A 13,170-nucleotide genomic window follows, 5' to 3' on the forward strand; every position below is an offset into this window, starting at 1 on the left:
AATGTCCTCTTAGGTGATAATAATCAGGTCTGTTCGTTGACGGCATTTGTAGGGCTTGTTACAAAGACTGTGTTTGTCAACTGAACCCACTATGGCACCAGGATTTTTTTGAGACAGTCCTCAGAGTGGGTACTATTTGTTCATAAGAAAATTTCTACTGCAAGGTATGGAAAAGAGCCTCTGAGACGTCTATCTATAAGAACTTGAGCATTCCATAAAGCAAAATAGTGTAAGTTTAGCGAGATAGAGATAAGAGACGTTATCTCTATCTGAAATTCGTGAAACTCAGGAGCGATCGCCCCCATATATCTCTCTGTGGTATTACTCTTTGGCCTCGTCCGGCGCAGGGCATATTGTTAGATGTCGGGTTTACCAATGACCGGATACTCCCGCACGATAGCATCCAGTCCTTTCAGCATTGCAGGAATCTCAGTCTGGTCGAACGACAGGGAGAAGCTGAGACGGTTGCCGATTCCTGCCTGATCTACCGCCTCACACTTGGCCGTGAAGTGCCCCAAGCTATCCCCCGCAATGTTAATGCTCAGCTGTCGTTCCATCGTCTCAAATCTTGCCTCTTTGGAATCGAAAGAATAGAGACGAGTGATGGCATCTCGGAAGGATAGTAACTCCTCTGCCCGAAGGTAAGCTCCGTAGCGCCCGCGAAACGCTCCCGCGTCAATCTCAATGTCGGCATTAAGCCAATTCCCATCCCAATAATCCTGCGCGGCATGAGATCGCCCGGCGACTTTCACACTCAGGTATTCGGAATCATCTCCGCTGATACGGAAGCTAGCCATTTGCTCCTCAATATGAAGACATCTAACGACCTCGTTCACCCGCCCCAGATAACCTCTTGAACTCCATGCAAAGACTCAGTACGGTCGATGTGCAACGGGATTGTTAGACCATTCTAACTTTGTAAAGTTTGACCTGTCTGCCCTCGAAGACCTGCATTGTTGGCCGACAAAGAGGATCAAAATTCCCAGCTTCATCCTTAACGAGGACGATCGCTGGGCTGTCGTTGCTTCCAAAATGCGATTATCAGCGCTAATCCTGCCACCACTCCAGCGATTGCCCACCAAGGAAACCCTGCTGCCTCATTCCCCTTAGCGGCAGGATTAATTGAAGCCGACCAGTTATCAATCCCGCCAATGATCGAATATTGAGCATTCGTTGTAGTGTTGGCACGAAAGAAGCCAAACTGAATTGGTGCTCCCGTTGCTGAGAAATCGGGATGTTGGTCGGTCGTTCCCATTGCCACAAAGTCCTGTGCTTGCAGATCGTTAAGCTCCTTATGGGTCCAGCCAGGTTCTGGCGTAATCAGTCTGGAAACAGGAAGATAGATCTGTTGATTTTGACGTAAAGCCAGTCCTGCAGCTTGCCCCTGACCAAATCCATAAATTAAGATGGCGTCCTCAGAATAGTCAATCGCTGTAATTGCGCCCTGAACTTGTGGGTCATAGATTGCCCCAACTCGCCAGTGCAACCCAAGCACATTAGAATTCACGCCTTTCGAGGCTTGGTGAACGGTATTGGTGATTTCTCGAAAAGAGCCAACTTCCCCCATAGCATCTTTTTGCTGGACTGCTACTGTTCCCCCTTTACCGCTTGTTATTGTCTCTAATTGCCATTCTGTATCGTTTAAGGTCGAGTCTAAAAACTGCACGTTTGCCATGAAGTTTAAGAATTTTAGAATGCCTCTACTTGCAAGTTTCGGAAGTTTACGGAAGTTTATCGAGGCAAGATCATCTAATAATTCCCCGTTAATTGATAGATCTAACGATCGGCATCAGCAGCGTGTACGGATTGCCAAAGATAAATAAATGCTGACGTGCGCGTCCGCTGCATGCCGTTGTTGGACCGTTACGGTTTCGGATGTTAAGCCCTTCAGTCCAAAAACTCACCCGTCCACTCTACAACCCAGAAGTTCTGCTTATCTTCAAACAGCCTCACCCGGATAACATCACCGACTTCAACAGTTCCCTCGGCCGGAATCAGCATCCGCCCAGAACCGCAAGAGATTGACTCTGTCTCTTGCAACCGCATCGCAACTATGTCTCCTTCGATCTGCGTCACTGTAGCATAGCAGTACACCCCAGGCTGGAATAGCGATGATTCTCTGTCTTGGAACATCAGACGTGGGAATGGTTCACTCTCATCAGGAATTCGCACCTGTTCCCGATCAGTAGGAACCAGTTCGAGGATAATCGCAGGCCACTCCCTGTTGCCGTAGAACCCCACAGTGGATGACACAGAAGGTTGCTGCGCCATTTTGTGGATACGAAGCGCATACCATCCGCTGGATAGCGTTTCTTTAATAAAAACCACCTCTCGCAAGTCGTCATAGCTCTCGAAGAAGATCATCCCTTCGGTGAATGCTAGGAGACCGCTCGGCAAGTGAAGAGCTTCTTCGAAAGTCTGAACAACTCCTGCTTGCTCTTGCTCAGTAAGGGGGGCATCCTTGATCCGCACCGAGAACGTACCCTCCCCGCAGAGAAGGAGAGCGAATTCGGCATTGGCGCACGTCCGTCGAAGTTCAGAAACCGCCTCAGCCCATATCTCAGGCCACATCCCTTCTTCGTAGTAGCTTCGAAGGTGGGTTTTTCCATCTGGGTCAAGGAGATGATTGAGTATGTAGGTCCACTCTTCATTGGGTTCAAAGCTGCCTTCCAGGTCGAAGAGCAGAAAGCAGCCGGAATCACTGAATTGGCTGAAAGCTATGTCCATATTAGGATTCGGGCAAGATGTACCCAGTTTTATTACAGATGCGGTCTAACGTTCCTGGTCAGCGGTTGCCAGCATCTTTGCAACTCAGCAAGTGACTTGGGTGAATCCGCTGCACCAGGGTTGTTATGCGGCGACCCCACTTAATTAGGAATCTTATCTCTGATATCCAAAATTCGTTCGTATTCTTTAGAATCTGTATACTCCATAACACGTATTAATAATTGCTGATTAGAGCTGATGACAAAGGGAAGTAATTCAGGATGGAAGCTTCGCTGATCTACTTTGATTAAAAAACCATATTTCGGAAATCTAAAGCGATAGTAATTAACTCCACCTTGTCTATGTTTAGTAGGGTTTTGCATAATTTCGCTCAAAGCCCTCTCGTATTTGAAGAGAACCACTGAAAAATCATTTTCACTACCTGGATCTTGAGCCAAAATCATTTTTCTCAGTTTTTCCTCCCAAGAACCAAGTTTAATTTGGGCAAAAAACTGATCACTAGTAATTGCTGCTCGCCACAAGATCGACATAAAAAAGAGTTTAAGCTGTTTATAATCAAATTCCTCGATCTTATAAGCAGCAGGCTTCCCAGCGTTATCAACAAGGCAATTGTCTGAAAATGAAGGGCTAAGTAAAAATGTTTGACCGTAATTGTCCCACACACCTATTAAATCACCATCACACTCTTTACATAAGATAGAGGGGTCGTATATTCCACTCTGAGATTGCTTTGGTTTTTGCTCTGTTCCAACTACATATATCCTTGGAACTTGTTCGCTAGGTGGTTCACCAATACTCGCTTCTCGCATAGGTTCATATAAATTTCTGGGAATTATATGAGCCTTTATGAGTTGTTTTTCGAGTCTGCAAAGACAACAAATAGACATTTTTTCTAGATGTTCAATTTAGGTAAGTTACAGACAACCTCTGGTTACGCCCCCATCGACAACCCAGCCGCATAACGTTTGAGTTCAGCGGATTTTGCGAGCGGTAGGGGACTTGAAAACACAACCAGAATCTTCGGTTCCGCTCGCAAAATTCCGTTGCAACGATTTGTTGGGCTGCTGCCGCTACGAAGATGCTGTCGTGTCGGGAGAATCTTCCAACTCAGCAAGAGTTACTTTTACGCACATACGAACCCCCTTCCAGTCACGTTCTGCCAGTTGCCCGATATAAACCAAGTTAGCGGAAGGGGGGAGGGTAACGATAAAACTGCGAAAAACAGAGGCAACTCGTAAGCCTGCCGCTGCCCAATCTTGAAGTTCGTAGTCAGTTGCGCCAAGTCCACTCGTTCGAGTAGTGATGAGTCCAACAATCGTATCGGGGCGAGTGGCATGATAAGCTGCGGACGACAACACTACAGCAGGACGGCGCTTGATCCCTGTGACACCAGGAAAATCGACCGTGACTATATCACCGGCGTTGAATGGCACTAAACCATCTCCTCCTCACTAGGAAAGAGACTGTTTGCCTGCTTGACTGACAAAAGTATTGGAGCTTGAGACGAAAGCTAGGAGGGAAGCAGGGCTTGGTTTAAGCTGAAACGTTACCACACAAATCGGCAAAACCAATGACACCGACTTCCCGTCTCTATCGTGCATTGCAAGACTACTTGAGTCAATGTCAGGACATCTGGCGGGATGTGCGACATCTCCAGACATTGTGCTGGATGGTCATTGGCATCCTCCAGAGCCAGAATGTCCATCTCAACGGATTTGGTGTGCATGTGGTGAGCCGAGCCACCTATGCTCAGTCACATCAACGACGGTTCCGACGATGGCTATCCAACCGACGCATTGACGTAACAGGAGTGCATCAAGCGTTGATCGCTCAATCGCTCTCATGCTGGGGCAAAGAGCGCATCTATTTGAGCTTGGATACAACCGTCGTATGGAACTGTTTCTGCATTGTTTGGGTTGGGGTCGTGTACCGAGGTCGAACACTTCCGATTGCCTGGAGAGTGGTTGCTCAAGCCAGCAGCAGCGTGCGGCTATGGACGATTCAACGGGGTACTGAGGCAAGCAGCACGAGTGTTGCCAGAGGGAGTGGTCGTGGTATTGCTGGCAGACCGAGGCTTTGCTGACGGCAAGTTGATGAAATACCTACGGGAGAATTTGGGCTGGCATTTCCGCATCCGCATCAAACGCTCGTTCCAGTTTCAACTGATGGGCAGGTGGCACCCGGTTTCATCAGTGCAACTCAAAAAAGGACAAGCCTACTTCACACCGATGGTGTCGATTGGTAAAACTAACCCCTATGCCAACGCTTACTTGGCGTTTGCTCATGACAAGCTCAGTGGTGAGGATTGGACCATTGTGAGTGATGAGCCGACCACACTACAAACTTTTGCTCAATACCGATTGAGGTTTCAGGTCGAGGAATCTTTTTTGGATCTCAAGTCGAATGGCTTCAACCTGGAAGCATCGCGGTTACGGGATAAGTTTGCCCTGAGTCAACTGTGTGGTGTGATTGCTTTGACGATGCTGTTTCTGGTTCTGCAAGGAACTCAGGTAGTGGCATCGGGCAAGCGCCGTTTCGTGGACACTCACTGGAATCGGGGCATGAGTTACCCAAGTTAGGCTGGAACTGGATTCGTCTAGCCATCACCAAGCAATGGAAAATTCCGCTTTTTCAGTTTCTATGGGGTGGATCTGACCCGCAACCTGCAATTGCATCTCTGCGACAACATGAGCAGTCTTTTAATCGTGAGTTCACTGTCCTGACTAGCTTTCCAGCTTCTTAGTTTTGTCAGTCAAGCAGGACTGTTTGCATATTGTAAAGAAAATGACGTTAATTCAAGCTGGTCTTGTTCTGTCCAGCTATTACTGGCATCAATAACAGCAACGTTTTGCTGAGTCAAATCGTTTAAAATTAGAGCAGCCAGACGGAGGCGATCGCTTACCGAAAGGTTACCAACAATATTGTGGTAGATTTCTTGAACAGTTTGATCAGCGTTAGGCATAGCTATTCCTCCTGGCTATCATTTTAGCCCAAACCGGAATCTCTTACTGTCATTTAACGCTTACGTTTTCTTACCTTAAACTGATCGAGGTCTGTTTCCCCTGAAAACAGGAATTCAAAGAATGATTTTCCCTGAAAACGACAAGACTGTTTTATTCCAAGTAAGCGCAAGTAGTCTTTAGCACCAGACTCATAGAAATTGCCTGAGATATTTCTTTGTAACGCTAAATGGCGTATAGCATTCTCAGCCGTATTATTGTGCCAAGGAATACCATCTTGGCTAAGAAATGTAAACAAGCTGTCTCGATATCGCAAAAAACGTTTTTGATATTTCAAACTTAGCTCAGACTTATAATCTCTATTTACAATAGTATCTTGATAGAACTTGTCAACATTTTTTTGGAACTTATTCAAATAAAACTTCTTTAAATTATGTCTTTGTATGACCTCCATTATAGGGATAATCAAATCTTTAATTTCTTGAACAAACTTCTCAAATTCGCTATCCAAAGGTGATTTCCACAAATCAGTATTAAGATCTCTAATAAGGTGAACCCAGCATTTTTGTTGCTTGCACTCAACAGAGTCATAGCCGGAATAAAAATCTGAAATAAGGATGCCCTTGTAGTTTTTTAAAAAACTTTGAACCACAGTTGCTTCCCTTGTTTCGGTCAGTTGAAAAACTACGTATAATCCATTGGTGAACACCCATACATATTGAGTAACTCCTCGAATACTTATAGTAGTTTCATCAACATGAATAAAGTGAGAATCTTGAAGTTGTTTGATAAGTAGACCCTCTGTTTCAGAGTAAAAGTTAGCAACTTCCTTAATCAACCGAGTTACTGTAGATGGATCTATTTTTTCATTGAATAAGTCTTCTGTCAGCTCGCTGATAGCATGATGGGATAGGCGGTGAGTGACTCTCTGATATGCAAACCAAATATTAAACCCATTACCATATCTCTTTTCAGCACCACGTTTTCTAAAGTCGTTTGGGATGTAATAGCGCTTACATTGTGGGCAGAATCCTTTAGTAACACAATACTTAATAACTGCTTTTCTAACACCACTCCTTGAAAAGACAAGGTTGATTATGAACTTCTCAGCTTTAGATTTTGATTCTTTAAGTTCTACATCTTCACAAGTCGGACACTTTTGAATTCCTTTTAGATACTGAATTCTTGTTGGTCTGCTAATTTTCTTTGTTTTTTTTAGATTATTCTTCGGTCTAGGCGTTTTTTCTGCTTTAGGTTCTAAGTCTTTATTTCCAGGCACATCCTCACGAAATCGGATTTTCTTCTTATCAATGTTTGTGTATGAGAATTTGATTACGGCTTCAAGCTGTCCATGTATTGAACTATCTGCCAAAGACGATGGGCGCTTGTACCTATCACCAAAGTCAAGTTCGCTTACAAGGCTAGCTCGAACTGTTATATCAGTAAGCTGATCAAGTAATAACTTTGTAGCTAAACAATCTTCAGTATTATATTTTAGAAGATAGTTTTTATAGATGCTATCTTTTTCCAACTCCCACTTATATCTCCACACCAGGCTCTGCAATCCCGAAGCATTGGGCGATGTCCACTTTGCTCCTAAGAAGGCTCCAATCTCCTTCAAACTATTTGAATAAGTAGGAAAATAAATTTTTCCAAAAATGTAACTATTCAAGTTCGTTAGTCGAGCAGCTAGTTTGTCAATATCAGTAGTATATCTTTTACCTAATTTAGCAATTGCTTTTTGTTCGAAATTACCATAATGATAGATCAAGGCTTCAGAATAATTATCAACGATCTCTAAAAAATGGTTCCATATTTCAACTTCACTTAGAGGATCATTTGCCCACAAAGAATATTGCTTAAACTCCTTTCCTTGGCAGATTAATAAGCCAATTAAATAATAAAACTCTTGATCGGGAATTGATTCAATATCCAAAAATATTTCTATTGGATCCCGATTAGTATTAGGTGGTTCTTGCAGATATATTTTTCCAGTTCTTAAAGATAATGCTTGCAACTCAAATTTATGACTGTATTGAGAGTTATGTTTGATCCGTTTTCTAGTTTTCCGTGGTCTGAACAAATAAGACAATTGTTTGATTGTTAAAATTCCCCGTTTTTCATATTTCCGGATTTCTTTGGGTGTAATTCTATCCAAAAGGCTTAGGTTATCTTCTTGGATTGCTTTTGTTTGACACTGCTCTCTAAACTGGCATATAGAACAATGTTTGTTTAGGATGACTGGCGGCTCTTCAGGAGAAGAACCATGTAACCATTTTTGCAATGGCTTCAGTAGTGGTGCAAGGACTTTATGGCTCTCTTCTAGCTTTAGTCGTCGCGACTCATTTTTCATATTTACAATATGCCCTACCGCTGGTAACTTTCCCTGAATTTTCGTCAATATGTAACCAGCGAATATCAAGCTCAGCTTGTCCGTATTGTTGATGGTATGAGTCCCTATGAAAATTGTTGGCTCGTAACTTAGCTCATTGGTTCTTGTCAACATTGAGCAATAAGCCTGTAAATTGTCAGCGACTAGATTAGCGTCAATTAGAAACTCATATCCTTCCTTAAGATTTGAAATGCTATAGGAATAAACATCAGTATGTTTCTGCTTAAGGAGTTCCAAATTTTTAGACTGATTTTCAAGTTGATGTTTTCTTAAAATTTGTTCATATTCATGCAGGGTTCCTTTGTCTTTCCCATACATCAACAAATATGCCTTGCGAGGACATAAAGAGTATGATTGCAAAACTTCAGAAGTGATTACGACATTCATGGCATGAATCATGCTGTGGGACAATAATCCTACTGATAAATTCACTGGGCACTGATTCTTCAGAGATAACGTCCATATATGTTCCCACGCGAAACTTTCACTGATTGTCTCACTGATAACTGCCTAAGACGCTTAACTTGAACCAATAACTAAAGCAAACTGTCTCCACCGAGAGGTGAAGCCGCCCAACGTTCCTGGTCAGCGGTTGCCAGCATCTTTGCAACTCAGCAAGTGACTTGGGTGAATCCGCTGCACCAGGGTTGTTATGCGGCGACCCCACTTAATTAGGAATCTTATCTCTGATATCCAAAATTCGTTCGTATTCTTTAGAATCTGTATACTCCATAACACGTATTAATAATTGCTGATTAGAGCTGATGACAAAGGGAAGTAATTCAGGATGGAAGCTTCGCTGATCTACTTTGATTAAAAAACCATATTTCGGAAATCTAAAGCGATAGTAATTAACTCCACCTTGTCTATGTTTAGTAGGGTTTTGCATAATTTCGCTCAAAGCCCTCTCGTATTTGAAGAGAACCACTGAAAAATCATTTTCACTACCTGGATCTTGAGCCAAAATCATTTTTCTCAGTTTTTCCTCCCAAGAACCAAGTTTAATTTGGGCAAAAAACTGATCACTAGTAATTGCTGCTCGCCACAAGATCGACATAAAAAAGAGTTTAAGCTGTTTATAATCAAATTCCTCGATCTTATAAGCAGCAGGCTTCCCAGCGTTATCAACAAGGCAATTGTCTGAAAATGAAGGGCTAAGTAAAAATGTTTGACCGTAATTGTCCCACACACCTATTAAATCACCATCACACTCTTTACATAAGATAGAGGGGTCGTATATTCCACTCTGAGATTGCTTTGGTTTTTGCTCTGTTCCAACTACATATATCCTTGGAACTTGTTCGCTAGGTGGTTCACCAATACTCGCTTCTCGCATAGGTTCATATAAATTTCTGGGAATTATATGAGCCTTTATGAGTTGTTTTTCGAGTCTGCAAAGACAACAAATAGACATTTTTTCTAGATGTTCAATTTAGGTAAGTTACAGACAACCTCTGGTTACGCCCCCATCGACAACCCAGCCGCATAACGATCGCCATCAGCGGTGACCCACACTTTTGTATCCATACCAGTAACTGTTACTCATCCGTTGCATGGCGCTTGTTAGGTTGCGTCAACTACAAACAATTGATCAATTCACCCTGTAATAAAGCAACAAAACTCCATTGTCGTAAATCTTGCGATCGGTCAGCTCCAAAGCTGTTTGCTGAATCACCCCAGAGAAAAGTGGAATACCCGAACCCATCAAAAAGGGATTTACCTTGAGAATTAGTTGATCAATTAACTGGTTAGTGAAAAGTGCAGTAGCCAAACTCCCTCCACCACAAAGCCAGATCCCCTTACCTGGTTCGCTCTTGAGAGCTCTGATAAATTCGATGGCATTTTCTGAAATTAGCTCAACGTTTTTGCTTGGGCTTTGTTGCATATTATGTGAAAAGAGATATTGTTTCATGTGCGAGTAAGGACTTGTCACGCCATCTTTTAAACCCACCTCGTAAGTTTTTCGACCCATAAGAACAGTATCAAACCATTTATTTTCAGCGTGAACACCCATCAAGTCACGTAGATGGGATGGAACTGTCTCAGGAAAAGACGCAAATATATCTGCGAAATATTCACTGTCTTGGGAAAAGCCACCATGTGAACCATCGGTATGCGCAATAAACCCATCAACGCTGCAAGCTACAAAATACGTAAGTAACCGCATTTCCCCTCTCCATAGTGATTAGACAATAAATATTTTGGCAAACCTCCTCACCATAAAGAATTTTTTAGCTATATCTTTGCAGGCAACTTGAGCAGCCTAACGCCCCGCTTCACCCACCGTTAGTAATCTCTTGGACCTAACCAACCATTTATTATATAGTCGGTGTGCAAGCGGGTTGTTAGACCTTATACCTGTAGAAACGACATAATCAGTTGCGTATCCTTTTCAAGGCTTTTGTTGACCCAGAAAAGTCCTACGGAAGGACGGTATTTATGCTCTTTCTTTCCCCAAGATGCTTGAGCAACACAAACATTTTGACCAGATTGCAGAGTCAGAATGATGCAATCCCTAATTCCTACTCTATCAACGGTGATTGACCTAATACTCGAAATAGGAAATTCAGTGACTTTGCTCATAAACATCTGCTGCTCGATAACTGTAACCCAATCCTTCGTTTTGTCAAAGTCACACTTATAAGTTTGTTCACTACCTAAAAATCCGCTGGCAAATAAGAGCATCACAATTACAAATATAATCAAAAATCCATTACTGCTTGGGTACTTGAATGACCAATTTGCTGACTGTATCTGAAGGGAGGTTTGATTGGGATTTTCGATAAATCTTTGAATGTCAGCGATCGCTTCTCCTCCGGAGGACGCGTAGCGAACGAAGTAAATCTCGCCGATTTGAGTTTGAACGATCGCTACAAATTTGTTGTGAATACAGTCTGGCCCGCTTACACGACTATAGCCACAGATACCCTTACTTCTAACCCCTTGTAGAACGATCGATTGTTCAAGTTGCCACTTACCCAATATGTGCCGTATGAGTTTGCATTGAGTTAGAGTGCCATTCCGTTGGCAACTAATTTCTGGCACAGGACTGGCAAGTAAAGCTGCTCCAACAGCAAGCAGTAAACAACAGACAGCCGCTAAACGCTGCCCTGTTTGATGATGTTGCGTGACTAAGCGAGTTGAGGTTCGCCTTAAAATTCTCATATCCAGTATTACTCTACTGCCTAGTGAGATGCCCAACTTAACAGAGGTCTAACGATCCCGCTCAGCGGATGCAGACAAGCTTGGCATCTCAACAGTATTGAAGTTCATTTCGATGCAGCGGGCTTTGTTAGCTCTCGACAAGCATCTTATCGCTCAAGATACGCAGTCTCTTGGTAATGATTATCTATTGCAACTGCTCATTCAAAACCTAATTAGATTTTCGTAACTCATCTCTTGAGATTTTAGCTCCAAATAAAAAACCGACAGCCATACTGCCAAATAGCAGAGTCCAACAATTAAACAAGGGATACAACGGATTAAATTGGGGTTTGTGTTCTGCAATAAGAGTGTGAGAGGGATTTTTCGGATCGTACCAAACTGTTACGGTTTGACCCCGCCGGTAAGCAGGTCGTAGACCCCGTCGCCTTCGGTCTCCTGTAGGTCGTGTTGTAGTGCAAGTGCTTCTGACTTCATAAGATTTTCCGGTGCGATCGCTAAAGCGAATGATTGGGCAAGAGGTTATACTCCGGGAGCGGTTATAGGCTCCTGGATCCTCCGAATTTTCTGTTTGTACTACTGTGGCTGAAGCCGAAAGCCAACCCCAGTAGGACAAGTTATGTACTGTTCCCCAAAGGGCAGTTACGGATATGAAGAGTGTCAAGAGCAACATCAGTGCACCTGCACCGCCGAAGGAAATTAGGGTCAGCACTAGAAGTAGCTTACGAGAGCTTTCTATTTCTCTCATGAGAAGTGGTGATTTATAGTTATCTGCGGTGCTCTAAATACTGCTGATACTGAAAAAATCATGTATGATTTCCAACGATTGGATGGAACTCTTGCTAATTAAACTCAGCGAGGCTGTCACCAGCCCCGCTGGTCTCCAAAACCGGACGTGAATCGTTTCGATTCATCCGGCTCCTCAACAGTTTGGTAGTTGTCACCTACACCTCATCGGCTATCATTAGCCGATTTTACGTCGTGACAATGACGATGGAGGAGCTGAAGATTGTTGATTTCATCCTTTCCGCCTTGGGCGCGCGGGATGAAATGGTCGATTTCCAGCAAATCTCTGTCCTTAAAGAACAGATGGCAGACGGCGCATTTCCCTTGTTGTCGTTTCAGCAAGCGAGCAACGCGCTGATTGACTTGAGGATGTCGTCCCATGCGGGTACTCCAGTAAATCCAGTCGGCATCAAACACTGAGCGCTGACCTTGAACCTTGACATGCCGCTGAATCGCGGTGTGACTATGCCTTGCTAAGCGTTGGATACCCTCCGGCGTGGATGCAGCAAATCGCCATCCTTCACCTCGGTCAATCAGCCAATATCGCTGGGCAACCCAGTGTTGACTTTTACGAGGATGGCGATGGGTCGCCCAGTTTTTCAACTGAAGATATAACCAGTTATCCAGCCCTTGGTAGGCGTGAGAACTGACCCCGGTCGAGAAGTAGTTCGACCATCCGATGATCACCGGGTTGAGGGCATCAATCAATTGAGATTGAGTGGATGCCTGGTGACGTTGGAGGATCTGCTTTAACTTCTGTTGATGACGTTGGATACTGGTTTGACTCGGTTGAATTAGGGTTTTGAAGCCCAGCGGGGTGCCGTAGGCATTGTGTGCCGTGTGATGTTTGCCTGCCGGAAATTGGCGCACAGTAAAACCCAAGAAATCGAATCCAACTTTTCCCGCGTGCGGATGCAGCGTGTGGGTAATTCGAGTTTTCTCTGAGTGTAGGGTGAGACCCATTTGCGCTAGCCATTCCACCAGGATTTGTTGGCACTGCTGCACAATGCTTAGGTCGGCGTGGAACACCACATATCAGTCAGATGAGGTGCTTGCTACTGATTTCTCAGCAGTGCTAACCCCCATCTGCTGACCCGAACCCGGCGTGAATCTTTCAATTCACCGTAGCTCTCCCTCCGACTT

Annotated in this window: 13 protein-coding genes; 2 read left to right on the plus strand and 11 right to left on the minus strand. The window is 43.9% G+C overall.

Annotated features, from left to right (window positions below):
• Nucleotides 1-356: 356 nt before the first annotated feature.
• From NDI52_RS33210 to NDI52_RS33230, 5 genes are all read right to left on the minus strand, one after another.
• A complete protein-coding gene (locus tag NDI52_RS33210; RefSeq protein ID WP_348257073.1) occupies nucleotides 357-797 on the minus strand; it encodes a hypothetical protein in 441 nt (146 codons plus the stop codon).
• 197 nt (nucleotides 798-994) lie between these two features.
• Nucleotides 995-1,675 carry a hypothetical protein gene (locus NDI52_RS33215; RefSeq protein ID WP_348257074.1) on the minus strand — a complete coding sequence of 227 codons (681 nt, stop codon included), beginning with the start codon at nucleotides 1,673-1,675 and terminating at the stop codon, nucleotides 995-997.
• A 212-nt stretch (nucleotides 1,676-1,887) separates the two neighbouring features.
• Nucleotides 1,888-2,727, minus strand: coding sequence for a hypothetical protein (locus NDI52_RS33220; RefSeq protein ID WP_348257075.1), 840 nt, complete (start codon nucleotides 2,725-2,727; stop codon nucleotides 1,888-1,890).
• Nucleotides 2,728-2,867: 140 nt separating this feature from the next.
• Nucleotides 2,868-3,536 carry a hypothetical protein gene (locus tag NDI52_RS33225; RefSeq protein WP_348257076.1) on the minus strand — a complete coding sequence of 223 codons (669 nt, stop codon included), beginning with the start codon at nucleotides 3,534-3,536 and terminating at the stop codon, nucleotides 2,868-2,870.
• Nucleotides 3,537-3,797: 261 nt separating this feature from the next.
• Nucleotides 3,798-4,160 carry a type II toxin-antitoxin system PemK/MazF family toxin gene (locus NDI52_RS33230; RefSeq protein ID WP_348257077.1) on the minus strand — a complete coding sequence of 121 codons (363 nt, stop codon included), beginning with the start codon at nucleotides 4,158-4,160 and terminating at the stop codon, nucleotides 3,798-3,800.
• Between the two features lie 137 nt (nucleotides 4,161-4,297).
• Between NDI52_RS33230 and NDI52_RS33235 the strand changes: the two genes are divergently transcribed.
• Nucleotides 4,298-4,810: a hypothetical protein gene (locus tag NDI52_RS33235; RefSeq protein WP_348257078.1), complete on the plus strand. Its 513-nt coding sequence runs from the start codon at nucleotides 4,298-4,300 to the stop codon at nucleotides 4,808-4,810.
• A complete protein-coding gene (locus NDI52_RS33240) occupies nucleotides 4,779-5,306 on the plus strand; it encodes a transposase (RefSeq protein ID WP_348257079.1) in 528 nt (175 codons plus the stop codon). The genes NDI52_RS33235 and NDI52_RS33240 overlap by 32 nt, the downstream gene beginning before the upstream one ends.
• Before the next feature lie 173 nt (nucleotides 5,307-5,479).
• Here the strand turns inward: NDI52_RS33240 and NDI52_RS33245 are convergent, their stop codons facing one another.
• From NDI52_RS33245 to NDI52_RS33270, 6 genes are all read right to left on the minus strand, one after another.
• Nucleotides 5,480-5,689 (minus strand): hypothetical protein, encoded by a 210-nt coding sequence (locus NDI52_RS33245; protein WP_348257080.1) that lies wholly within the window; start codon nucleotides 5,687-5,689, stop codon nucleotides 5,480-5,482.
• A 53-nt stretch (nucleotides 5,690-5,742) separates the two neighbouring features.
• The gene (locus NDI52_RS33250; RefSeq protein ID WP_348257081.1) at nucleotides 5,743-8,478 is read right to left on the minus strand and encodes an IS66 family transposase; all 2,736 of its coding nucleotides are present in this window, start codon (nucleotides 8,476-8,478) and stop codon (nucleotides 5,743-5,745) included.
• Between the two features lie 268 nt (nucleotides 8,479-8,746).
• Complete coding sequence (locus NDI52_RS33255) at nucleotides 8,747-9,415, minus strand: hypothetical protein (protein WP_348257076.1); 669 nt, start codon at nucleotides 9,413-9,415, stop codon at nucleotides 8,747-8,749.
• A gap of 255 nt (nucleotides 9,416-9,670) precedes the next feature.
• The gene (locus NDI52_RS33260; protein WP_190775023.1) at nucleotides 9,671-10,246 is read right to left on the minus strand and encodes a dihydrofolate reductase family protein; all 576 of its coding nucleotides are present in this window, start codon (nucleotides 10,244-10,246) and stop codon (nucleotides 9,671-9,673) included.
• A 185-nt stretch (nucleotides 10,247-10,431) separates the two neighbouring features.
• Entirely contained in the window at nucleotides 10,432-11,244 is an 813-nt protein-coding gene (locus NDI52_RS33265) for a hypothetical protein (protein ID WP_190775024.1), read from the minus strand.
• Nucleotides 11,245-12,192: 948 nt separating this feature from the next.
• Nucleotides 12,193-13,032, minus strand: coding sequence for a group II intron maturase-specific domain-containing protein (locus tag NDI52_RS33270; RefSeq protein ID WP_206758206.1), 840 nt, complete (start codon nucleotides 13,030-13,032; stop codon nucleotides 12,193-12,195).
• Nucleotides 13,033-13,170: the final 138 nt, after the last annotated feature.

This window comes from Leptolyngbya sp. PL-A3, assembly GCF_039962325.1.
Classification (GTDB): Bacteria; Cyanobacteriota; Cyanobacteriia; order Elainellales; family Elainellaceae; genus Vacuolonema.

Excerpts from the sequence above, each read along its gene's own strand:
- NDI52_RS33210 (WP_348257073.1), bottom strand. The coding sequence starts at position 797 with ATGGCTAGCTTCCGTATCAGCGGAGATGATTCCGAATACCTGAGTGTG.
- NDI52_RS33215 (WP_348257074.1), bottom strand. The coding sequence starts at position 1,675 with ATGGCAAACGTGCAGTTTTTAGACTCGACCTTAAACGATACAGAATGG.
- NDI52_RS33220 (WP_348257075.1), bottom strand. The coding sequence starts at position 2,727 with ATGGACATAGCTTTCAGCCAATTCAGTGATTCCGGCTGCTTTCTGCTC.
- NDI52_RS33225 (WP_348257076.1), bottom strand. The coding sequence starts at position 3,536 with ATGCGAGAAGCGAGTATTGGTGAACCACCTAGCGAACAAGTTCCAAGG.
- NDI52_RS33235 (WP_348257078.1), top strand. The coding sequence starts at position 4,298 with ATGACACCGACTTCCCGTCTCTATCGTGCATTGCAAGACTACTTGAGT.
- NDI52_RS33245 (WP_348257080.1), bottom strand. The coding sequence starts at position 5,689 with ATGCCTAACGCTGATCAAACTGTTCAAGAAATCTACCACAATATTGTT.
- NDI52_RS33250 (WP_348257081.1), bottom strand. The coding sequence starts at position 8,478 with ATGATTCATGCCATGAATGTCGTAATCACTTCTGAAGTTTTGCAATCA.
- NDI52_RS33255 (WP_348257076.1), bottom strand. The coding sequence starts at position 9,415 with ATGCGAGAAGCGAGTATTGGTGAACCACCTAGCGAACAAGTTCCAAGG.
- NDI52_RS33260 (WP_190775023.1), bottom strand. The coding sequence starts at position 10,246 with ATGCGGTTACTTACGTATTTTGTAGCTTGCAGCGTTGATGGGTTTATT.
- NDI52_RS33265 (WP_190775024.1), bottom strand. The coding sequence starts at position 11,244 with ATGAGAATTTTAAGGCGAACCTCAACTCGCTTAGTCACGCAACATCAT.